This window comes from Microbacterium sp. Root166 (assembly GCF_001427145.1).
Classification (GTDB): domain Bacteria; phylum Actinomycetota; class Actinomycetes; order Actinomycetales; family Microbacteriaceae; genus Microbacterium.
On the sequence record NZ_LMGL01000001.1, the window covers coordinates 634127 to 657143 of the forward strand.

General features: G+C 70.4%; 13 protein-coding genes. 4 read left to right on the forward strand and 9 right to left on the reverse strand.

Going from position 1 to position 23017, the window contains the following annotated elements:
• The first annotated feature begins 376 nt into the window (after positions 1-376).
• Complete coding sequence (locus ASD56_RS02835; protein WP_055960911.1) at positions 377-1732, forward strand: cryptochrome/photolyase family protein; 1356 nt, start codon at positions 377-379, stop codon at positions 1730-1732.
• Positions 1733-1932: 200 nt separating this feature from the next.
• Here ASD56_RS02835 and ASD56_RS02840 read toward each other — a convergent pair whose 3' ends face one another.
• The 5 genes from ASD56_RS02840 to ASD56_RS02860 all read right to left on the reverse strand — a co-directional run bounded on the left by ASD56_RS02840 (position 1933) and on the right by ASD56_RS02860 (position 9297).
• The gene (locus ASD56_RS02840) at positions 1933-4035 is read right to left on the reverse strand and encodes an alpha-galactosidase (protein WP_055960913.1); all 2103 of its coding nucleotides are present in this window, start codon (positions 4033-4035) and stop codon (positions 1933-1935) included.
• Between the two features lie 10 nt (positions 4036-4045).
• Entirely contained in the window at positions 4046-5377 is a 1332-nt protein-coding gene (locus ASD56_RS02845) for an ABC transporter substrate-binding protein (protein WP_055960914.1), read from the reverse strand.
• Positions 5378-5444: 67 nt separating this feature from the next.
• On the reverse strand, positions 5445-6344 hold the full coding sequence (locus tag ASD56_RS02850) for a carbohydrate ABC transporter permease (RefSeq protein ID WP_055960916.1): 900 nt from the start codon (positions 6342-6344) through the stop codon (positions 5445-5447).
• The gene (locus ASD56_RS02855; RefSeq protein WP_055960919.1) at positions 6341-7285 is read right to left on the reverse strand and encodes a carbohydrate ABC transporter permease; all 945 of its coding nucleotides are present in this window, start codon (positions 7283-7285) and stop codon (positions 6341-6343) included. Before ASD56_RS02855 ends, ASD56_RS02850 begins: the two co-directional genes overlap by 4 nt.
• Positions 7282-9297 carry a beta-galactosidase gene (locus ASD56_RS02860; protein ID WP_055960921.1) on the reverse strand — a complete coding sequence of 672 codons (2016 nt, stop codon included), beginning with the start codon at positions 9295-9297 and terminating at the stop codon, positions 7282-7284. The genes ASD56_RS02855 and ASD56_RS02860 overlap by 4 nt, the downstream gene beginning before the upstream one ends.
• A gap of 144 nt (positions 9298-9441) precedes the next feature.
• On the opposite strand from ASD56_RS02860, the gene ASD56_RS02865 reads away from it, so the two are divergent.
• Entirely contained in the window at positions 9442-10461 is a 1020-nt protein-coding gene (locus ASD56_RS02865) for a LacI family DNA-binding transcriptional regulator (protein WP_442922372.1), read from the forward strand.
• A gap of 58 nt (positions 10462-10519) precedes the next feature.
• On the opposite strand, the gene ASD56_RS02870 is transcribed toward ASD56_RS02865, so the two are convergent.
• On the reverse strand, positions 10520-11797 hold the full coding sequence (locus tag ASD56_RS02870; protein ID WP_055960925.1) for a hypothetical protein: 1278 nt from the start codon (positions 11795-11797) through the stop codon (positions 10520-10522).
• Positions 11798-12118: 321 nt separating this feature from the next.
• On the opposite strand from ASD56_RS02870, the gene ASD56_RS02875 reads away from it, so the two are divergent.
• A complete protein-coding gene (locus ASD56_RS02875; RefSeq protein ID WP_055963522.1) occupies positions 12119-13180 on the forward strand; it encodes an MsnO8 family LLM class oxidoreductase in 1062 nt (353 codons plus the stop codon).
• Positions 13181-13275: 95 nt separating this feature from the next.
• Here the strand turns inward: ASD56_RS02875 and ASD56_RS02880 are convergent, their stop codons facing one another.
• The gene (locus ASD56_RS02880) at positions 13276-13725 is read right to left on the reverse strand and encodes a pyridoxamine 5'-phosphate oxidase family protein (protein ID WP_055960926.1); all 450 of its coding nucleotides are present in this window, start codon (positions 13723-13725) and stop codon (positions 13276-13278) included.
• Positions 13722-14678, reverse strand: coding sequence for a prephenate dehydratase (gene pheA, locus ASD56_RS02885; protein WP_055960929.1), 957 nt, complete (start codon positions 14676-14678; stop codon positions 13722-13724). Before pheA ends, ASD56_RS02880 begins: the two co-directional genes overlap by 4 nt.
• A 78-nt stretch (positions 14679-14756) precedes the next feature.
• Here pheA and pgm point away from each other — a divergent pair, with 78 nt between their 5' ends.
• A complete protein-coding gene (gene pgm, locus ASD56_RS02890) occupies positions 14757-16400 on the forward strand; it encodes a phosphoglucomutase (alpha-D-glucose-1,6-bisphosphate-dependent) (RefSeq protein ID WP_055960932.1) in 1644 nt (547 codons plus the stop codon).
• A gap of 54 nt (positions 16401-16454) precedes the next feature.
• On the opposite strand, the gene ASD56_RS16585 is transcribed toward pgm, so the two are convergent.
• Positions 16455-22781, reverse strand: coding sequence for a rhamnogalacturonan lyase family protein (locus tag ASD56_RS16585; protein ID WP_327043228.1), 6327 nt, complete (start codon positions 22779-22781; stop codon positions 16455-16457).
• Positions 22782-23017: the final 236 nt, after the last annotated feature.

The window sequence follows — 23017 nt, forward strand, 5'->3', positions numbered from 1 at the left end:
CGGTGTCTTTTGCCCGCCGTCGGCCGAACTCGCGGCCGGTTCGATCAGAGCGCTTTCGCCATATGCCTGACCAGGCGCACGCAGGCGGCTTCGGGCGCCGAATGCGGGCCGGTGGTGCAGCCGTGCCGGACGAAGCGATCGAGGGGAGCGCTCCCACTTGCCGACGACCACGATGAGCCGGGATTAACTTCCACCGCCGGATTCGTCGGCCCTGACACCGTGGCCGAGCGTGCCACGGGTGCCCCCTGAGTCACAGATTCAGGAGACACGCCGTGCGACCCGTCGCCAACTCGTGAGTCGATGCCGTTTCTCCTGCATCTTCAACGCGAGGCGCGTGACCGGCCCCTGCTGCCGGCGTCCACGGAAGGATGGAGGGGTGACGTCCCCGTCGATCGTCTGGTTCCGTGATGACCTGCGCCTGGCAGACAACCCCGCGCTGCGCGCGGCGCTCGACCGCGGCGAGCCGGTCATCGGCCTGTACGTCCTCGACGAGGAGTCGCCCAGCATCCGCCCCCTCGGCGGTGCGGCCCGCTGGTGGCTGCACCATTCGCTGACTTCGCTCCGCGAACGCCTGCGTGAACGCGGCGGCGACCTGGTGCTGCGGCGCGGACCGGCGTCCCGCGTCGTGGCGCAGACCGTGACGGATGCCGCGGCCGGCGCGGTGTTCTGGAACCGCCGCTACGGCGGGCCCGAGCGCGACGTCGATGCCTTCCTCAAGACGTCGCTGCGCGCCGATGGGGTCGACGTCGCCTCCTTCGCGGCGTCCCTCCTCTTCGAGCCGTGGACCGTCACGACCGGCGCCGGCACGCACTTCTCGGTCTATTCGCCGTTCTGGCGGGCCTGCCTGGCGCTGCCCGCGCCGCGAGCGCCGCTGCCCGAGCCGAGGGAGGTCGCGGGGCCGCGGCATCCGCTCGGTTCTGATGAGCTCGAGGACTGGGACCTGCGGCCCGCCCGGCCGGACTGGGCGGGCGGACTCCGCGAGACGTGGGAGCCGGGCGAGCCCGCGGCCCGGCGACGACTGCGGGAGTTCCTGTCGGACGACCTCGACTCGTACGACCGCGCCCGGGACGAGCCGGCGGCAGGCGGGACGTCGCTGCTCTCGCCGAGGCTGCGGTGGGGCGAGCTCAGCCCCCACACCGTCTGGCATCAGGCGCTCGAGGACGGGCGGGGTGGCCGGTTCCTGTCGGAGCTCGGATGGCGCGAGTTCGCGTGGCACACGCTCTTCCACTTCCCCGGCCTCGCCACGAAGAACCTGCGTCGCGAGTTCGACGCCTTCCCGTGGCCGCGGCTGCATCCGACGCAGCTCGAGGCGTGGCAGCACGGCCGCACCGGCGTCGCCCTGGTCGACGCGGGCATGCGCGAGCTGTGGCACACCGGCTACATGCACAACCGGGTGCGGATGGTCGCGGCATCCTTCCTCGTGAAGAACCTGCTGATCGACTGGCGACACGGGGAGGAGTGGTTCTGGGACACGCTGGTCGACGCGGATGCCGCGAACAACCCCTTCAACTGGCAATGGGTCGCGGGGTCCGGCGCCGACGCGGCACCCTACTTCCGGATCTTCAACCCCGAGCTGCAGGCGAAGAAGTTCGATGCGGACGGGCACTACGTGCGGCAGTGGGCGCCGGAGCACCTCGGCGACGACCCGCCCGAGCCCATCGTCGACCTGCGCGCGACCCGGCAGGCCGCCCTGGACGCGTACGACGTGGTGAAGCGGGCGCCGCGGGGCTGATCCCGGTGAAGCAGGCGCGAACAACTGAAGCACGCCGATCAGCGGCATGTCTCGCTCGCCGGCGCCTGCCTCACCGCGTACGACGTGGTGAAGCAAGGCGCCGCGGGACCCCGTCATCGAGGCACGCACGACTGGGCGAAGCACGCGCTACCGGTTGAAGCACGCGCGACCAGCTGAAGCACGCCGATCACCGGCATGCCTCAGTCGCCGGCGCCTGCCTCGGCGGGGACGCTGTGGGTGAGACCGACGGCGTCGACCCGCAGCACCACCGCATTGCCGGGCAGGAGCAGGGGCATCGGCAGACCGAGACCCATCAGCACGGCGCCCGGCAGCGTGACGCCCCCGGCGATCCACGGCGGGGCGGCGTCCTGCAGCACCGAGAACGGCGCACCGATGTCGAGCACCGCGACGCGGTAGCGGCGCTCCGGGTCCAGCCCGGCGAGCCGCAGCGGCGCAGGCAGCGCAGTGTCGGTCGCATCGAGCACGACGTACGAGAAGACCGCCGTCCCGAGATCCGGAGCCACGACCCCGTGCACCAGCACCGAGTCGTCGGCGCCGTCGAGCCGCACCACGCGTCCCGAGTGCAGCAGCGTCCGAAGGTCCTTGTGCACCGAGACCCACCGGTGCACCGCCTCGAGATCCTCGGGCGCCACCCGCGTCAGGTCGGACTCGATGCCGGCGTGCCCGAACAGTGCCGTCACCAGGCGCAACCCCAGCCCCGCCACGCGGCCCGTCGTGTGCGCACGGGCGTCGCCGACGTGCGCGCCGAGGTACTCCGGCGGGACGAGCACGCCCGTCCACCGTTGGATCGCCTGGCGCACGAGCGGATCGTTGGTGTCGCTGGTCCAGACGCGGTCGACGCGACGCAGCATCTCGAGGTCGATCCGGCCGCCGCCCGACGCGCACGACTCGATCTCGACGCCGGGATGCGCCGCGCGCAGGCGATCGATCAGCCGGTACAGCCCGAGCACCTGGGGCCGCGAGGCGTCGACCAGCAGATCCCGGTTGTGATCCCACTTGAGATACGCGATCGCGTACTCGGTGAGCAGGGCGTCGAGACGCTCGAAGAGGTGCTGCTCGACCTCGGGCAGCGACAGATCGAGCACGTGCTGCCAGCGCCAGGTGACGGTGTCCGAGGGCGTCAACAGCCACTCCGGATGCCGCCGCACGAGGTCAGAGTCGAGACTGGCCATCTCGGGCTCGACCCACAGCCCGAACTCCATGCCCGCGGCGTTCACGCGCTCGATGAGCGGCCCGAGACCGTCCGGCCAGCGGATCGGGTCGACGGTCCAGTCGCCGAGCGCACGCCGGTCGTCGGTGCGGCCGAGGGACCAGCCGTCGTCGAGCACGAACCGCTCGACGCCGACCTCGGCCGCGCGCTCGACGAGCGGCTCGAGGCGCTCGAGGGAGTGCTCGAAGTAGACGGCCTCCCAGGTGTTGAGGGTGACCGGTCGCGGCCGGTCGATGGTCGACCACGAGCGGATCCAGGGGTGCAGCCGGTCGGACAGGCCGTCGAGCCCGGCATCCGACCACGTCGCGACGATCGTCGGCGTCGCATACTCCGATCCCGGGGCGAGCGGCCCCGGGGTCACGCGCTCCCCCGCCCCGAGCACCGACGGCCCGAGGTCGGACCGCTCGAACCACTGCCGGGTGTCGCCGCTCCAGGCGACGTGCGTCGACCACACCTCGCCGGATGCAAAGCCGAAGCCCGGGGTGCCGGCGACCATGAGGAAGGGGTCGTCATGCCCGCCGCGGCCGTGCCGGGTCTCACGCAGCCAGACACCCTGGCCCGGCTGCGTGCGCTGCGGGCGGCGCTCCCCCGCCCAGCGGCCCGAGAAGTCGAGCACCTCGCGAGCGCGGTCGGGCACGGGCAGCACCACGTCGCCCGCCGTCAGCAGCAGCGGCTCGGCACCGTCGTTGCGCACGACGTGCGAGAGCAGCAGCACGCCCTGCGCCGTGAGCTCGAGGCGGGTCGTGATGACGGCATCCGCCACCGCACTGCGCACGACGATCACGTCGCCGTCGCGCGTCGTCGACAGCTGCCGGGGCGCAGTGCGCACCTCGGGCAGGGAGACACCGGGATGCCCCGTCCATCCGTCACTGAGGGACGGCAGCAGTGTGAGCCGCAGCGGCACGTCGACCGAACTGGGCGGCACCGCCGGCACCACGGCGTCGGCGAGCGCGGTGCGGTCGGCGGGCGAGAGGGCGCCCGCGTCGCGGCCCCAGTGGACCACGGCGGGAACGCCCGCGCCGCGGGAGTCGAGCACGAGGCTGACTCCCGCGGCGCGGAGGTGATGGATCACGCGGCGGACTCTACTCCGCGACCGGGATCGACTGCGCCTTGAGGGTGCTGATCGTCGACGCCTGAGCCGCCTCGAGCGCCTCGAGCAGCGTGCCCTGACCCGTGACCGCCTTCTGGAAGCCGTCCGAGACGTCCGCGTAGGTCTGGGTCATGGTCGGGCCCCACACGAAGTCGGGGTTGACCTGACCGGCCGCCTCGGCGAACACGTCGTAGATCTTCTGGCCGCCGTAGAACTCGACGCCCTCCTGCAGCGAGGGCAGGTCGAGGCCGGCCGTCGTCGCGGGGTAGATGTTCGCCGATTCGTTCAGCGCGGTCAGCGCCTCGTCCGACGTGTTCAGCCACAGCGCGAACTGGGTGGCCTCGTAGAGGTGCTCCGTGCCCTTGAACACGGCAATCGACGAGCCGCCCCAGTTGCCGGAGGCGGTGTCGCCGGCCTCCCACTGCGGGGAGGGCGCGACCGACCAGTTGCCGGCGGTGTCGGGTGCGCCCGACGAGATCGAGTTGGCGCCCCAGACGGCGGAGTTCCAGGTCCAGACCTCGCCCGAGTTGTAGGCGTTGTTCCACTCCTCGGTCCAGGCCGGGTACGTGGCGACGAGGTCCTCGTCGAGGAGCTCCTGCCAGTAGGCCGCGACCGTCTCCGAGGTGTCGCCGGTCAAATCGACGGTCCACTCGTCGCCGTCGTTGGTGAACCAGTCGCCGTTGCCCTGCCACACGAAGCCCGCGAACTGGTTGATGTCGGCGGTCGAGAAGTTGGTGATGTAGCCACCGGCCTCGCGCACCTTGACGGCGGCGGCCTTGTACTCCTCCCACGTCGTGGGGACGGCGATGCCGTTCTGCTCGAACAGGTCCGAGCGGTAGAACAGCGCCATGGGACCGGAGTCCTGCGGCACGCCGTAGACGCCGTCCTCGCTGCCCAGGGTGACCTGGCCCCAGGTCCAGGGGATGAACTGCTCTTCGGCGGCGACGATGTCCTCGCACGCGGCGAGGTTCTCGAGGCCGTCCTGCACGCGGAAGCTCGACAGCGCGTCGTACTCGATCTGGCCGAGGTCGGGCGCGTTGCCCGCCTCGAGCTGGCTGAAGAAGCTCTTGTACGTTCCGCCGTTGCCGTTGGGACCGGTCTGGACCTCGACCTGGATGTCGGGGTTCTCCTCGTTCCACAGCGCGACGACGTCTTCGATGCCGGGGATCCAGGACGTGAACTCGAGCGTCACGTCGCCTTCGGATGGGGCGCAGGACGCGGCATCCGCGCCGCCGTCGGTGCCTCCGCCGCCGGCGCAACCGGCGAGCGTGAGCGCGCTGAGCAGTGCGACGCCTGTGACGACTGCCCTCTTGGAGTGCTGCATGATCTTCCTTACTGATCGGGTGATGCGGGATTTCAGGGATGCCGGGGCGCGAGCCGTCGGCGTGGATTCACTTCACGGACCCGGTGCCGAGTCCGTTGCGCCAGAAGCGCTGAAGCAGGAGGAACGCGATGATGAGCGGCACGATCGACAGGAACGAGCCGACGAGGACGTAGGTGCGGAGCTCGGGGATCTGGTTGAGCTGGGTGTTCCACGAGTAGAGGCCGAACGTGACGGGGAAGAGCTCCTGGCTGCGCAGCATGATCAGCGGCAGGAAGAAGTTGTTCCAGATCGAGACGAACTGGAACAGGAACACCGTGACGAGGGCGGGGGTCATGAGGCGCATCGAGATCGTGAAGAACGTGCGCACCTCCCCCGCGCCGTCGATGCGTCCGGCCTCGATGAGCTCGTCGGGCACGCTCGCCGCTGCGTAGATGCGGCTGAGATAGACGCCGAACGGGCTCACGATGCTGGGCAGCAGGACCGCCCAGAACGTGTTGGTGAGGTTGACCTGGCTGAACAGCAGGAACAACGGCAGCGCCAGCGCCGTGGCCGGCACGAGCACACCGCCGAGCACCACGTTGAAGAACACCTCGCGGCCCCGGAACCGGTACTTCGCCAGCGCGTAGCCGCACATCCCGGCCACGACCGTCGCGAGCAGCGCGCCGATGCCGGCGTAGCCGAGGCTGTTGACCAGCCAGCGCAGGTAGATGCCGTCGTTGTACGCGAACAGGTCGCCGACGTTCGCGAAGAAGTTCCAGTCCGAGAACCACAGCGCGTTCGTGGTGAGGAGGTCGCCGCGGTCCTTGGTGGAGGCGATGAACAGCCACCAGATCGGCACCAGGAAGTAGAGCGTGAACACGCCCATGACGACGAGGGCGGCGCCGCGGGACAGGATGCTCTCGCGGGGTCCGCGTGAGGGGTTGAGGTCGTCGGCGGTCGCGCCGCGCGTGCGGGTGAGCATGCTCATGAGTCGGCCGCCTTCCGCTGGGTGATCTTCAAGAACGTGAATGACAGGACGAAGGTCGCGAGCGCCAGCACGACCGAGAAGGCCGCGGCAAGGTGCGTGTTGGGGATCGAGCTCGTCGCGTAGATCGTCATGTTGGGCGTGTAGGTGCTCGATACGGCCGCGCTGAATGAGCGGAACACCTGCGGTTCGGCGAGGAGCTGGAGGGTGCCGATGATCGAGAACACGGCGGTGAGGATGAGGGCGGGCGCGATCATCGGGATCTTGATCGACCACGCGATGCGGAGCTGTCCGGCGCCGTCGAGGCGCGCGGCCTCGTAGACCTCGGACGGGATCGCGAGGAGCGCCGAGTAGATGATCAGCATGTTGTAGCCGACGAACACCCAGGTCACGACGTTGGCGATCGACCAGAGCACGAGCTCGGGCGAGAGGAAGTCGATCGTCCGGGTGACGTCGGTGAACGGCGACAGGTTGGGGGAGTACAGGAAGCCCCACATGATGGCCGCGATGACGCCGGGCACCGCGTACGGCGCGAAGAAGGCGAGGCGGAAGAACTTCTTGCCCTTGAGCACGGGCGAGTCCAGCAGCAGTGCGAACAGGAGCGCGAGGCCGAGCATGATCGGCACCTGCACGACGCCGAACACCAGCACGCGGCCGACGGAGTCCCAGAACGGCGCGTTCTGGAAGACCAGCGCGTACTGCGTCAGGCCGCCGAACACCTCCTCGGGGGCGCCGTAGGTGCCGTCGCGCTGCACGACGAGGAGCGACTGCCAGACGGCGTACCCGATGGGGATCAGGTAGAAGAGCAGGAACAGCACGCCGAACGGACCGGTGAAGATCGCGATCGCGCCCTTGTGCGGCGTGCGACGTCGCTCGGGCTTAGCCGGGCGGGGAGCGCGCGCCTTGCGGTCGCTCCGCGTCACGAGGACTTCTGTGGCGGTCATGCGGCCGCCTCCTCTCTGATGATGCGCACGGCGCCGCCGGGAACATCGACGTTCCCTGCGACCGGCATCTCTGTGATGAGTTCGTGTCCGGACACCTCGACGGATGCAGCGGCATCCCCGTGGTTGACGACGAACAGATACGAGGCATCCGCCGCCCGGCGGCGCACGATCTCGATCGCGCCGCCGCCGCCGGTCACCCTCGCGGCAGGACGGACGCCCGCCTCCTCCGCGATCCGGCCCATCAGATCGCGGTAGCCCGCCGGCTCGAGCTGGGTAGCCAGGTACCAGGCCGCGCCATCGCCCCACGCGTTGCGGGTGATCGCGGGGCTGCCCGCGGAAGGACCGTCGGTGAAGGATGCCGCGACCGCCGCGGTCGTGGGCTGGGCGCGCTCCGACCACAGGGTCGAGGTCGAGCCGTCGTCGAGCTGCAGGGTCGTGCCGGGCGCGACGGGCGCGAACTCCTCGACGCGGATGCCGAGCGCCTCTCGGAAGGGTCCGGTGTAGCCGCCGGTCCAGACGCGGTCGTCCTGGTCGACGGTGCCGGAGTAGAAGGTGATCAGCGCCGTGCCGCCCGCCGCGATCCAGTCGGTGACGACGGCGGCCTCGGCCGCGCGGACCAGATGCAGGCCCGGGACGACCACGAGCGCGTAGGCGTCGAGGGCGGCGCCCGGGGCGACGATGTCGACCGTGAGGCCGAGCGCGTGCAGTGCTCCGTACGCCGCGTGGACCTGATCGAGATAGCCGAGCGACTGGCTGGGGCGCGAATCGGTCTGCGTCGCCCACCACGACTCCCACGAGAACACGAGGGCGGCCTGCGCCTCGACGCGGGAGCCCGCCACCTCGCCGAGACGATCGACGATGGCGCCCAGCTCGACGACCTCGCGCCACACGGCGGAATCGGTGCCGGCGTGGGGAAGCATCGCGGAGTGGAACTTCTCGCTGCCCTGGACCGAAGCGCGCCACTGGAAGAAGCACACGCCGTCCGCCCCGCGGGCGACGTGGGTGAGCGAGTTGCGGATGATCTCGCCCTGGGCCTTCGGCTTGTTCAGCGGCTGCCAGTTGACTGCGCCGGTGGAGTGCTCCATGAGGATCCAGGGAGCACCCTGTCCGAGCCCGCGCGACAGGTCTGCGGCGAAGGCCAGCTCGGCGGTCGGGTCGGCCAGCCGATGATCGAGGTAGTGGTCGTTGGCGATGACGTCCATGTCGTCCGCCCACGACCAGTAGTCGAGGTTCTCGATGTGCGCGGTGACCATGAAGTTCGTCGTGACCGGGATCGCGCTGACTCCTCGCAGCACGTCGGCCTCGGCGCGGTAGTAGCCGAGGAGCTCGTCCGAGCTGAAGCGGTGGAAATCGAGCATCTGGCCCGGGTTGCGCGTGGAGAGCGTGGCGCGGGGCGGCAGGATCTCGTCCCATTCGCCGTAGGTCTGGCTCCAGAACGCCGTGCCCCACGCCGCATTGAGCGCGTCGAGGGTGTCGTACCGGGCGCGGAGCCACTCGCGGAAGGACGTGGCCGATGCGTCGCAGTAGCAGAGGGCGTTGTGGCAGCCGAGCTCGTTGGAGACGTGCCACAGCGCGACCGCGGGGTGATCGCCGTAGCGACGGCCGACGGCATCCACCAGCCGCAGCGCGGCCTCGCGGAACGCCGGCGAACTCGGGCACCACGCCTGGCGACCGCCGGGATAGCGGCGGGTGCCGTCCTCGGCGATCGGCAGGATGTCGGGCTCGGCGCGCGTCAGCCACGCCGGCGGGGATGCCGTGCCCGTGCCGAGGTTGACCCGGATGCCGGCCGCGTGGAGCCGGCCGATGATGTCGTCGAGGGCGGCGAAGTCGTATGCGCCCCGGCGAGGTTCGAGGTGCGACCAGCCGAAGATGTTGACGGCCACGAGGTCGACGCCGGCTTCGCCCATGAGGCGGATGTCTTCGTCCCACACGTCGGGCGTCCACTGCTCGGGGTTGTAGTCACACCCGAACGCGATGCCGTCGTGCTCGAAGGGGCGGGCCGCGGACGTCATGTTCTCCTCAGATCTGTGAACGTGCACAGATCTGAGCGAACGTCTCGGCGCTGAGATTCTGTGAACGTGTACACACTAAGCACGGCTCACCGTGTTGTCAACAGTTCCCACAAGGGATGTGCGCGTGCACATACGATGGGGCACGTGGACAGCAACGGTCGCAGGCGACGCGCAACGGTGAAGGATGTCGCGACCGAGGCCGGCGTGTCACGGGGCACGGTCAGCCGCGTGCTCAACGGGCAGCCCTACGTCTCGGACGAGGCCCGCGCCGCGATCGACGCCGCGATCGCCAAGGTCGGATTCGTGCCCAACCGGGCGGCCCGCAGCCTCGTGATGCAGAGCTCCCAGGCCATCGGCCTCATCGTGCACGAGCCGCACTCGCTCTTCGTCGAGGACCCCAACATCGGCTCGATCCTCCTCGGCGCCAACGCCGCGCTCTCCGAGGCCGACTACCAGCTGTCGTTCCTCATCGCCGACAGCACCCGCGACATCGAACGGCTGGCGCGCTACCTCAGCGGCGGTCTCATCGACGGCGTGATCATCGTCTCGGCGCGGGTCGGCGACCCGATCACGCGCGCCGTCGCCAACCTCGATCTGCCCGCGGCATTCGTGGGACACCCGGGCGACATCGGCGAAGCCGCGTACGTCGCGATCGACAACCACGGCGCCGCACGCGAGATCACGACCCGCCTGGCCGCAACCGGCCGCCGTCGGATCGGCATGATCGCCTCGGCCCTGGACCGCGACTCCGGCTCGGACCGCTTGGCCGGGTTCACCGAAGCGCTCGGCGCCGGGTTCGATCCGGATCTCGTCGAGCGGGTGCCGCTGTACTCCTACTCGGACGGCCAGGCCGGCATGCGCGCCCTGCTCGAGCGGGCGCCCGACATCGACGGAGTCTTCGCCTCGAGCGACGCGGTGGCGGCCGGGGCGATGGATGTGCTGCAGGCGGCCGGAAAGGTCATCCCCCGCGACGTCGGCGTCGTCGGCTTCGACGACAGCTCTTGGGCGCTGCGGTGCGACCCGCCGCTGTCGACCGTGCACCAGCCGGCCACCGAGCTCGGCCGCGCCGCCGCCGAGTCGGTGCTGCGCCAGCTGCGGGGTGAGGACCCCGAGTCCGGCGGGCGGGTGCTGGAGTGCCCGGTCGTCTGGCGCGGCTCGGCCTGAGAACGCAAAACGGGCGCGCCGCCTCCGAGGAGACGACGCACCCGTCGGTGCTGATCGGTCAGTCGGTGCCGAGAACCCGACGCCGGGCGAACAGGACGAGTCCTGCGCCGGCGGCGAGCACGAGAGCACCGGCGGCCACGAGACCACTGACGACCAGAGGGTTCTGACCGGTCACAGCGAGACTCTCAGTACCGGATGCCGCGGCTGCGAGCTCACCCGAGCCGGCCGGAGTCGCGGAGCTGCTGGGCTGGCTCGAGCCGCCTGGCTCGGCCGGGTCGGACGGAGCCGCGGGGGAAGTCGGCTCGGTCGGCAGCGTGGGGATCGGCGCCGGAGGTGCCGGCGGGACGGGAACCGTGGGATCGGTCGGCTCACCGGGGTTGCCCCCGTTACCGGGGTTTCCGTTACCGGGGTTGCCATTACCGGGGTTTCCCGCGTTACCGGCGTTGCCCTGGTCACCCTCGTTGCCTTGGTTGCCGTTGCCCGGGTTCCCGGCGTTGCCCGCGTTGCCCTGGTCACCGGCGTTGCCCGCATTGCCCTGGTCACCGCCATTGCCTTGGTTGCCGTTGCCCGGGTTCCCGGCGTTGCCCGCGTTGCCCTGGTTACCGGCGTTGCCCGCGTTGCCCTGGTCACCCTCATTGCCCTGGTTGCCGTTGCCCGGGTTCCCGGCGTCGCCCTCGTTGCCCTGGTTACCGGCGTTGCCCGCGTTGCCCTGATTCCCGGCGTTGCCCGCGTTGCCCGCGTTGCCCTGGTCACCCTCATTGCCCTGGTTGCCGTTGTCCGGGTTCCCGGCGTCGCCCTCGTTGCCCTGGTTCCCGGCGTTGCCCTGGTTCCCGGCGTTGCCCGCGTCGCCCGCATCGCCCTCGTTGCCCTGGTTCCCGGCGTTGCCAGCGTTCCCGGCGTCGCCCGCGTTGCCCTGGTTCCCGGCGTTGCCCGCGTTGCCCTGGTTACCGGCGTTGCCCGCGTTGCCCTGGTCACCGCCATTGCCCTGGTTGCCGTTGCCGGGGTTCCCGGCGTTGCCCGCGTTGCCCTGGTTCCCGGCGTTGCCCTGGTTCCCGGCGTTGCCAGCATTGCCCTGGCCAGCATTGCCCTGGCCGGCGTTGCCGGCGTTGCCCTGGTTGCCGGCGTTACCAGCATTGCCCTGGCCGGCGTTTCCGGCGTTGCCGGCGTTGCCCTGGTTGCCCGGCGTCGCGGGCGTGGCCGGCGTGCCGGCTGTGCCCGGCGTGGCCGGCGTAGTTTCTGAAGCCCCGGCGGCGCCGGGACCGGCGGCGACAGCCGCGGGGACGACACCGAACACACCGGCGACGATGATCGATCCAGTGATCAGCGCCGTCTTCATGGGACCGATCCCACGACCTTGCGAATTGAACATCAGATACCCCCCGTTGCGGGCACGCCGAACGTGCCCTGCGTTGGGACGGCGTCAGCCACGCCCCAGGAGCATGTGGCCCAGCCGTCCTCGATGCGGGCGGCGACTATGTTGTCGCGCAGCCCTGGCCCCCCTGACCCGGCATCTCTTCGCTAATAAGACCACACGAAGACCTTGTCCCCCAAACGGGGGACACCGCTTTCGGTCAATCCTCAGGCGATGCTGAGGAATGGATGCGCGCGAATGGATGCTCAGGAATAGGGGCAGCGCGTGCGCGGTTCGGGTTTCACGATGACTTCCGACGCCCTGGCCCTGTCCGTGCTCGACCTCGTTCCCGTGCGAGCCGGGCAGACCAGCGCCCAGGCGGTCGCGGCATCCCTGGCCCTCGCCGGGCGTGCGGATGCCCTCGGCTTCCGCCGGTACTGGTTCGCCGAGCACCACAACATGCCGGCGGTGGCCTCGACGACACCCCCGGTGTTGGTCGCCGCAGCAGCCGCCCGCACCGCCCGCATCCGCCTGGGGTCCGGCGGCGTGATGCTCCCCAACCACTCCCCGCTGGTGGTCGCCGAGCAGTTCGCCGCCCTCGAGGCGCTCGCTCCCGGCCGCATCGACCTCGGCCTCGGCCGGGCGCCCGGATCGGACCCGGTCATCACGCAGCTGCTGCGCCAGAGCGGCACGACGAGCGACGTCGAGCGGTTCCCCGACCACGTCCGCGACATCGTGTCGCTCGTCTCGCCCGACGGAGCCACCGTGCGCTTCACCTCGGGCGGAACCTACGACGTCCACGCGACACCGGCGGCGACCACGGTTCCCGAAGTGTGGCTGCTCGGCTCGAGCGACTACTCGGCGCAGCTCGCGGCATCCGTCGGTCTGCCGTACGTCTTCGCGAACCACTTCTCGGGCCAGGGCCTCGAGCGCGCGCTCGACCTGTACCGCACGACGTACCAGCCCAGCGAGGCGCACCCCGAGCCGCGCACCTTCCTCACCGCCAATGTGCTCGCTGCTACGACGGCCGAGGAGGCTGAAGCGCGCGCCCTACCGAACCTGCGCATGATGGCGCGGCTGCGCGGCAACCGGCCGCTCATCGCGCTCGAGACCGTCGAGCAGTCCATCGCCGGCGCCGCCGACTTCGACGGGCTCGGAGATTCCCTGATGGCCTCGGCGCGTCAGGGGTGGTTCGTCGGCACCGGAGCGACCGTGGCCTCAGAGCTGCGCGCCTTCGCCGCGAAGCACGGCGTCGACGAGGTCATGATCTCGCCGATCGCGGGCTCGTACGACGAAGAGCCGATGGATGCCGCACCCGGCCGCGTCCAGACGCTCGAGCTGCTCGCCGCCGAACTCCACCTGTCCTGACGACGCTCATCGGTCCGAAGCACGCAAGAGTCGCCGAAGCAGGCCGATCATCCGCATGCTTCGACGGCGCGGGCATGCCTCGACCTGCCTGTCCTCTACCAGGCGATGAGCTTGAGCGGCGTGACCTCGATCATCACGGAGTACTTCTCGGCCATCGTCGCGGTGGTGAGGTTCAGCCGCTGAAGCCACGCGTCGTATTTCGCGGTGTAGGCGTCGCCGATCCGCTCGACCCAGGCCGACGACGGGTCGGGTGAGATGGCCGCGGTGCCGCGCAGCACCGTGAGCTGCTCGCCGTCGTGCCCCGCCTCGAGGTGCAGCAGCACCCGATCGTTCTCGCGGAGGTTGCGCACCTTCGCGGTCGCCGGCTCGCTCATGATGAGCGCACGGCCGTCGCGCCACAGGAACCAGATCGGCACAGCGTGCGGGAACCCGTCACGCCCGATCGTGCCGAACCACGCGACCTGTTCGGTCTCGAGCCGCCGGAGCGTCCTGGCGTGGACCTCGTTCCCGGGATCGAACGCGAACGCGTCGCCCACGCCGGTCATGACTCGTCGGGCTCGCCGCTGAGCAGACCGCGCAGCCAGTCGCGGGCCTCGACGAACACGTCGTCGGAGTAGCGGTCGGGGTAGCGGACCACGGCGCGATCGGCGCGCGGGTACGAGCCGAGGAACACGACCTTGGGGCTGAAGCGGCGCAGCCCCAGCAGCGCGTCGGCCATGCGCTCGTCCTCGATGTGCCCGTCGGCGTCGATCACGAACCGGTAGCGTCCGAGGGCGTCGCCGATGGGCCGCGACGCCAAGAGCGAGAGGTTGATGCCGCGCGTCGCGAACTGCTCGAGCATCTCGAGCAGCGCGCCGGGGTGGTCGTCGGGCAGCTCGACCATGAGGGACGTCTTGTCGGCGCCGGTGGGCGGCGGCGGCGAGACGGTGCGCGAGACGAGCACGAAGCGCGTGACGGCATCGGGGTTGTCGCCGATGGCCGAGGCGAGCAGCTCGAGCGGGTGGTGCTCGAGGATCCCGGGCGGCGCGATCGCGGCATCCGCGTCGCTCGACCCGTCGATCAGGCCCATCGCGCTGGCGACGTTGCTGGCGGCCGGGATGTGCGCGTGCGCGGGCAGCGTGCGTCCGAGCCACTGCAGGCACTGGGCATAGGCGACCGGGTGCGCGGCGATGACCGAGACGTCCTCGAGCCGTGCGCCGGGCCTGCCGACCAGGACGAACTCGACGGGCACGAGGTATTCGCCGACGATGCGCAGTCCGGGCACGGTGGCCAGGGCATCCTGCGCGGTCGACACTCCCCCGTCGACCGAGTTCTCGATCGCGATCATCGCGGCGTCCGACCGGCCTTGGATCACGTCGGCGAGCGCCTCGCCGACGTTGCGGACCGAGCGCCACTCCTGGCCGCGCGCCTCGGGAACCTGCGCGAGCGCGGCCTCCGTGAAGGTGCCGGCCGGGCCCAGATAGCTGTAGGTGCGGCGGGGCGCGGCGTCGAAAGTCACGGGGGCCAGCCTAGCGACCGCCGGTAACCGTCCGACTCTCCCGGTGCGCGTGCCCGCCGGGACAGGCAGACTGGGACCATGACTCGCGCCGGACAGCCTGCCGAAGCATCGGATCTCATCGACATCGATGAGCTGATCTCCGCCTACTACGACGTAAAGCCCGACCCTGGAGTGCCCGAGCAGAGAGTGGCGTTCGGCACGAGCGGCCATCGCGGCTCGTCGCTGGCGGCGAGCTTCAACGAGGTGCACATCCTCGCCACCACCCAGGCGATCGTCGACTACCGCACCGCCCAGGGCATCGGCGGACCGCTGTTCCTGGGGCGCGACACGCACGGGCTGTCCCTGCCGGCCGAGCGCAGCGCCATCGAGGTGCTGGTCGCGAACGGCGTCGACGTGCGCGTGGACTCCCGCGACTCGTGGGTGCCGACCCCGGCTCTGAGCCACGCGATCCTCGCGTACAACAAGGGACGGGATGCCGCCGACCCCGGCCGCGCGGACGGCATCGTCGTCACGCCCAGCCACAACCCTCCGCGCGACGGCGGCTTCAAGTACAACCCGCCGAACGGCGGCCCCGCCGACACCGACGCGACCGGCTGGATCGCCGACCGCGCCAACCAGCTCATCGCCTCGGGTCTCGACGGCGTCGCCCGGAAGGCGTTCAAGGACCTCGATGCCGACGCGATCGGCGACTACGACTTCCGCGACGCGTACGTGCGCGACCTGGCCGAGATCATCGACGTCGAGGCAATCCGCCGTGCGGGAGTGCGCATCGGCGCCGACCCGCTGGGCGGGGCCTCCGTCGAGTACTGGGCCCTGATCGCCGAGATGCACGGACTCGACCTCACCGTCGTGAACCCCGACGTCGACCCGACGTGGAAGTTCATGACGCTCGACTGGGACGAGAAGATCCGCATGGATCCGTCCTCGCCCTCGGCGATGGCATCGCTCGTCGCCCGCCGTGACGAGTACGACATCCTCACGGGCAACGACGCCGACGCCGACCGGCACGGCATCGTCACGCCCGACGCGGGCCTGATGAACCCGAACCACTTCCTCGCCGTCGCGATCGACTACCTGTACGCGAACCGGCCGGGATGGCCGGCGGATGCCGCGATCGGCAAGACGCTCGTCTCGTCGATGATCATCGACCGCGTCGCCGAGTCGCTCGGCCGTCGCCTGCTGGAGGTCCCGGTCGGGTTCAAGTGGTTCGTGCCGGGCCTGCTGGACGGGTCGGTCGCGTTCGGCGGCGAGGAGTCGGCGGGCGCCTCGTTCCTCCGCAAGGACGGCACCGTGTGGACGACCGACAAGGACGGCATCCTGCTCTGCCTGCTGGCGGCCGAGATCCTCGCGGTGACCGGCAAGACGCCCTCGCAGCGGTACGCCGAGCTCGAGCAGCAGTTCGGATCGTCCGCGTACCAGCGGGTCGACGCCCCGGCCACGCCCGCCCAGAAGGCGGCGCTCGGCAAGCTCGCCCCCGAGGCGGTGACGGCCACCGAGCTGGCCGGCGAGCCGATCACGGCTAAGCTCTCGCACGCGCCGGGCAACGGCGCCGCGATCGGCGGCCTGAAAGTTCAGACCGAGCATGCCTGGTTCGCTGCCCGGCCCTCCGGCACCGAGGACGTCTACAAGCTCTACGCCGAGTCCCTCCGCGGGCCCGAGCACCTCGCGGCCGTCCAGGAGGAGGCCCGCGCGGTCGTCACCGAGGCCCTCGGCGGCGCCTGACGGCGAACCCGCGGGGTCCGGCATCCCGAATCGGATGCCGGACCCCGCGGCGCACTACCTGACGGTGACCTTCACCGCCTTGGATGACGTGGCACCGGCCGCGTTGGAGAACTCGGCGACGTAGGAGTACGTGCCGGGTGCGCGGCCGGCGATCGCCGTCGCGGTCTTCTGGGCGTTCGGGGATGCCGCCACCAGGGACTGCTCGTCGATCAGCACGCCGTTTTCGTACAGCCGGTACGTCGTCCCGTTCGTCCCCCACCAGAGGTTGGCGGTGACCACGTAATTGCCGTCCTTGTCCCCGTTGTCGTGCGAGACGACGGGCTGGGCCGGAGCGGCATCCTTCACCCGGACGGTCGTCGACGTCGTGGCCGTCGTGCCCGCGGCGTTCACCAGCTCGCCGGTGTAGACATACGTGCCGTTCTCCTTGCCCGCGATGTCGACGGTCGACATCTGCGCGTCCGGCGAGCTCGGCTCGAGCAGCGTGGTCGAGATCAGCTCGCCGTTCTCGTAGAGACGGAAGACCGACCCGTTCACGCCGTGCCAGAGGTTCATCGAGATGGTGAACGTGCCGTCGTGCAGGCCGTCGGCCCATCCGCTGTTCGCCGACAGGACGCCTCGGGCCGGAGCCTTCGTCGCGCCTTCGTCCTCGAATACCAGCAGCGGCACCTCGACGGCGGTCACCAGCCCGTCGTGGTTGACAGCCCGCACCGTGAAGGTGTGCGGTCCGGCGAGCCCGTCGAGATCGATCGCCTCACCCGGCGCGACCGGCTCGCCGTCGAACGCGATGTCGAGCGTGCGGATGCCGGACTCGGGATCCGCCGCTGACACCTCGACCGTGAAGGTGCTGCTGTCGGCCAGGAGCGCACCGCTCTCGGGAAGGCCCGACAGCACCGGGGCGGTGTCGTCAGAGCCGGCCGCAGGACCGCCGGTCACCGCGATCGACGGCAGCGGCGCGGCATCCATCCCGTCCCCGATGAAGAAGCTCGGGTGCGGAGGCTGGTTGTAGCCGGTGTTCTGCCAGGCGACCGCCACGCGGTACTGCATGTCGTGCATCAGCGTGGGGATGCGCAGCTCGGTCTCGTCGACCGTCGAGTAGATCCGCAGCTCGGTCGAGTCGGCCGAGCGCCAGGCGATCTCCTCGCGCCAGTCGCCGAACAGATCGGCCTGCACATTGGGCGTGCCCTTGGTGCTGTTGTTCGTGCGCGCCCCGTCGTCCGACAGGAGGGTCTCCTGCTGACCCGTCTCCCAGTTCCACTTCGAGATCGTGGGCACACCGGCGCCCTCGGCATCGACGAAGTCGTGGTCGACGATCTCGCGGAGCGGGTCGCCGTCGAACCAGGCGAGGAAGTTCGCGGCCGGGATGGTGGTGCCGATCCGCTCGCCCGACGCGGACATCAGGTTGCCTTCACGCGAGTTCCACGCGGCGTCGCCGCCGACCGCCCAGCCCTCGGCCCCCGCGTGGCGGGGATCGATGTCGCCGGCCGCCGCGCGACCGGTGTCGACGGTGGCGGGGATGCCCCACAGCACCTCCCCGGTGCGCGCGTCGCGGAAGGTGGCCCCGCGGTTGCCGGAGGCGCTCATCGTCTCGTGCGCCGAGAAGATCTCGAGGCCCGGGCGCGACGGGTCGAGGTCCGACACGTGCTGCGCGTCACCGTGGCCGAGCCCGGTGGCGTAGAGCAGCTCGCCGTCGTCGTCGATCGTGGCTGAGCCGTAGATGACTTCGTCTTTGCTGTCACCGTCGACGTCTGCCACCGACAGGGAGTGGTATCCCTCGCCGTACAGCGCCTCGGCGCCCTCGTCGTTCGAGTCGATCACCCAGCGCTGCGAGAGGCTCTCGCCGTCGAAGTCGTAGGCCGCCACGACCGCACGGGTGTAGTAGCCACGGCTGAACAGCACGCTCGGCTTCTCGCCGTCGAGGTAGGCCACGCCTGCCAGGAACCGGTCGACCCGGTTGCCGTAGGTGTCGCCCCACGCGCCGACGTCGCCGCGCGGCGGGGTGTAGTCGATCGTGTCGATCGCTGCGCCGGTGGCTCCGTCGAACACCGTGAGGTACTCCGGTCCGGTGAGCACGTAGCCCGAGCTGTTGCGATGGTCGGCGCTGGCGCTGCCGATCGGCTGACCCGCGCCGTCGATCGTGCCGTCGCCCGTCTTCAGCGCGACCTCGGCCGCCCCGTCGCCGTCCAGGTCGTAGACCATGAAGTGCGTGTAGTGGGCGCCGGCGCGGATGTTCACGCCGAGATCGATCCGCCACAGGCGCGTGCCGTCCTGCCGGTACGCGTCGATGTACACATTGCCGGTGTAGCCGCCCTGCGAGTTGTCCTTCGCGTTGGAGGGATACCACTTGACGAAGTACTCGTACTGCCCGTCGCCGTCCACGTCGCCGACGCTGACGTCGTTCGCCGAGTACGTGTACGGCTGACCGTCCTTCGTGTAGGCGTCGGCCGGCTTGTCGAGCGCGAGCGACCGGTAGGCGGCCGTCTGCACGTCGAACTCGTCGGTCTCGGTGGTCTCCACGTCGCTCAGCACCTTCGTGACGAAGTACGTGGACTCGGCCGTGCCGGTCTCGTCGAGGTAGTTCGTCGACGCGGTGATGGGCTCCTCGGTCACCTTCTGACCGTCGCGGTAGACGTGGAACGCCACCGAGGCGGGGTCGGTGCCGAGCAGTCGCCACGTCACCAGCACACCGTCATCGGTCTGCATCGCGTGCGGCGCGCGGTCGAGGTACTCCGCCTGACGCTGCAGGATCGTGACGGCGTCGGTCTCGAGCTGAGCGGATGCCGCGCCCGCCCCGCCCTCGTTCACACCGACGACCGTGTAGAAGTACGGGATCGTCGTGAGCACCGAGGTGTCGGTGAACCGGTTCGTGCCCGCGATGCCCACGAGGTCGCCCTGCTCCCCCTCGACCTCCGAGCGGAAGACGAGGTAGTACCGCGCGTCGACGGGCGCCGCCCAGGCGATCTCGAGCTCGCGCTTGTCGATCCGCTCGACGGACAGGTCGGTCGGAGCGGACGGGACCGCCGCGTCGGCGTCGACGAACGACACCTCGACGGCAGGGGAGGGCACCGACTCGAGGCCGGTCTGGTCGACCGCGGTCACGTGATAGCTGTAGTCGAGACCGACGCGAGCGCTGGTGTCGACGAACGCCGGCTCGTCGACGGCGCCGATCAGCACGGGCTCCTCGTCGAACGGCGACTGCCGGTACAGGTTCCAGGTGAGGCCGGCCTCGGCATCCCACTCCAGAGACACGCTCGGCGCGTTCGGGTCGGTGTCGAGCCCGGAGACGCTCAGTCCCGTCGGCCCGAGGAGGATCGGCGTCACCTCGAGGCCGTTGAAGCGGGAGCCCGCGGCATTGCCGTAGGCCTCGACGTTGAGCTGGCCGTCGGTCACGAGGAACGGCCCGCGCAGCGTCGCGTTCACCGAGCCGCGCCCGGCGTTGCCCGAACCTGCGGCACGCCCTTCCACGCGGAAGCTGGTCGACGAGGTGCCGATCCAGTCGCCCGAATACGTCTTCACCGAGTACGTGCCGTTGGGCACGTCGAGGGCGAAGGTGGAGCTGCTGCCGGGCAGGACGAAGTCGCGCACGAGGTCGTTGGCGGCGCCGTCCGCGCTGCCGCGGTCGCGGCCGGCGGTGGACGCCAGCGGCGTCTCGAACCCGTAGCCGCGCGCTTCGGTGTAGCCCATGTCGGGCGTCACCTCGGTGTAGCCCGGCATCAGCGGGTTGCCGGCGAGCTGCATGTCGAACTTGTACAGCGCCTGCTTCGTGGTGAAGGTCACGGTCTCGCTCGGCGCGGAGTCGCCACGGCCGTTGACAGCCACGACGCGGTACCGGTAGCCCGTGCCTTCGGCCAGCCCCTGCACGATGGAGCTGTTCTGGGTCACCATGCCCACCAGCGTCCACTCCGGCGCGGGGTCGGCGACGGCTTGGCGGTAGATCTTGTAGATGTCGGCCGTCGGCGAGGCATCCCACTGCAGCGTCGCCCCGCCGTTGCTGATCGCACCGGCGACCAGGTTCTGCGGCGCCACGGGCACTTCGGCGGGCGGCTCGATGTCGACGACCTCCTGCGACAGCGGGTCGTCGAGCTGGGCGACGTCCTGCGCGATCAGGCGTGCGAGCTGGATGGCGCCGTACTCCTGGAAGTGGGTGTCGTCCACCGTCCCCGCGGGCCGATTCGGGAACACGCCCGGGTCGACGTGCAGGAACACGGCCTTCGCCGCCTCGGGGCCGATCTCGTTCAGGTAGGCGCGCGACGAGGCCGACAGGTCGACCAGCAGCACGTCCTCCTCGACGGCGAGCTCGGTCATCTTCGCCACGTACTCGGGGAAGCTGACGTTGAAGATCCCGGTCGCCGGGTCGAAGCTCCGGCGAGAGACGGGCGTCACCAGGATCGGCGTCGCACCGCGCTGACGCGCGCCCTCGACGTAGACGCGAAGGTACTCCTTGTAGTCCTCCGGGCTCGCGTAGCGATCGTCCACGCCCTGAGTGGCGTCGTTGTGGCCGAACTGGATGAACAGGTAGTCGTCGGGACGGATGGCGCGCAGCACCTCGTCGAGGCGGCCCTGGGTGATGAAGTTCTTCGACGATCGCCCGCCGATCGCGTGGTTGGCGAAGGCGATGTCGTCGGCGAAGAAGCGCTCGAGCATCTGACCCCAGCCGGCCTGCGGGGCATAGGCGATCGGGTCGTACGTCTGCACCGTCGAGTCGCCCGTGATGTACGCCGTCGTGAGCGCGCCGGCGAGACGCGCGGGCAGGCGGGTGATGGTGAGAGCGTTCAGGGATGCCGCGTCCCCGGCGAACTGAAGGGTGAGGACCCCGTCGACCAGGGCGATCGTGAACGCCATCTCGAGGTAGGAGCCCGCCGGCTGCGGGTTCGCGAGCACCTTGCCGATGGACTCGGCGGTGATCGTGGTGGTGGTGGCGTTCTGCTGGTCGCCGGCGATCAGCTGCACGGAGTAGTCGCCTGCTCCGAGCGCGACCTCGAAGGTCGAGCCCGCGACGGCGACGAAGTCGCTGCGCAGTGCGTCGTCCGTGCCGCGGTCGACGTCGGCGTCGGCTGAGGGAGCGGTCGTGAAGCCGTAGCCCCACTCCTCGAGGTACGGCGTCGTGCTCACGACGGGCAGTGCTCCCTCGGCGACGGCACCGGGGCCGAAGTCGAAGGTCACGACGTCGCCCTCCGGAAGGGGCGCCGGCGCGGAGTAGACGGGCGACTCCACGGCGGTCGATGCCAACCCTGCCTCATTCCGGGCGGTCACGCGATACGTCCACGCAACCCCGGTGTCGACGCCCGTGTCGGTGTAGCCGGGCACCTCGAGCGTGGCGAGCGGGGCGAATTCGGCCGAGCCCGCCGGAGCCCGCTCCACGAGGTAGGTCTCGGCGTTCGCGACGGCCGACCACGTCAGCGCGACGCTGTCCGCCGTGACCGTTCCGACGGCGAGATCGGCGGGCTCCGCCGGCACGGCGAGTGCCGGGATGACACCGCTCAGAACGGTCGCGCTCGGGGCCGACGGACGGTCGTACGCGCTGACGGCCACGACCGCGTAGGCGTACGAGCCGCCGACGGCGATCGATGCGTCGGAGTACGACGTCGTCGTCACACCCTCCGCGATCGGGGCGAAGTCTCCTACCGAGTCGTCGGCGGCGACGTCTGCGCGCAGCACCGTGTAGGTCGCGGCATCCGTCACCGCCTGCCACGTGAGATCGACGGCGTTGTACGCGACGCGTGCGGCGGCCGGATCGGCCGGAGCCGCAGGGATCAGCGGCGCGACTTCGATGCCGTTGACGACCCCGCCGATGCCGGTGCCGGCGATGCCGACGGTGAGCTGCCCGTCGTCGACGACCGTCGGGAACGACTGGGTGGTGACGGCCTGACGCGCCGTCACGCGGCCCGCCTCGACGCCCTCGAGCGACACGGTCGTCGCGGTGGTGGAGGTGCCCGCCAGCTGATCCCCGCTGTGGATCTTCACGGTGTAGGCGCCGTCCGGCAGATCGACGAGGAACTGCCAGTTCGCACCCGCCACCCAGTCGTTGGCGAGCGGATCCGGCGGCGTCGTCGAGCCGGTGCGGTCGCGGAAGATCATCGATGCACCGTCGGCCAGCACGACGCCGAAACCGCGCTCGGGCCCGTACACGGTGCCGGGGTGGACGCGCTCGAAGCCTTCGGCCAGCGGCGAGGCAGGACCCCCGAAGTCGAAGAGGTAGGCCCCGTCGGCGTTCGGCTCGACGGCGAGGGCCGCGCCCGGCACGGCGGAGAGCAGGGCTCCCACCACGGCGACGGTGGCGGCGCCGGCAACGATCCGGCGGGCGTGGCCGCGAGAGGTGAGTGGGATGGTGAACGTCTCGTGCTCGGATGCTGCGCGCTGGGGGCGCTCAGACGAATGGGGCACGGTTCCTCCTTGTGGCTGCATCGACATAGGAGCGAACGGATGCCGCGGCGATGCGGCATCCTCTCGCGGGACGACGCCGAGACTGGGCTCTGGTGTCGTCCTGTTCACCCGGAGCGCGGCGGGTCGCCCGGCATCGAGAGGAAAACGTATTCCAGCTCGACCTGAGGAGTCTCACACAGCGCCACGACGGTTGGCAAGAACTCTTTGAAACGTTTCGCTCCGGATCCCGCGAGCCA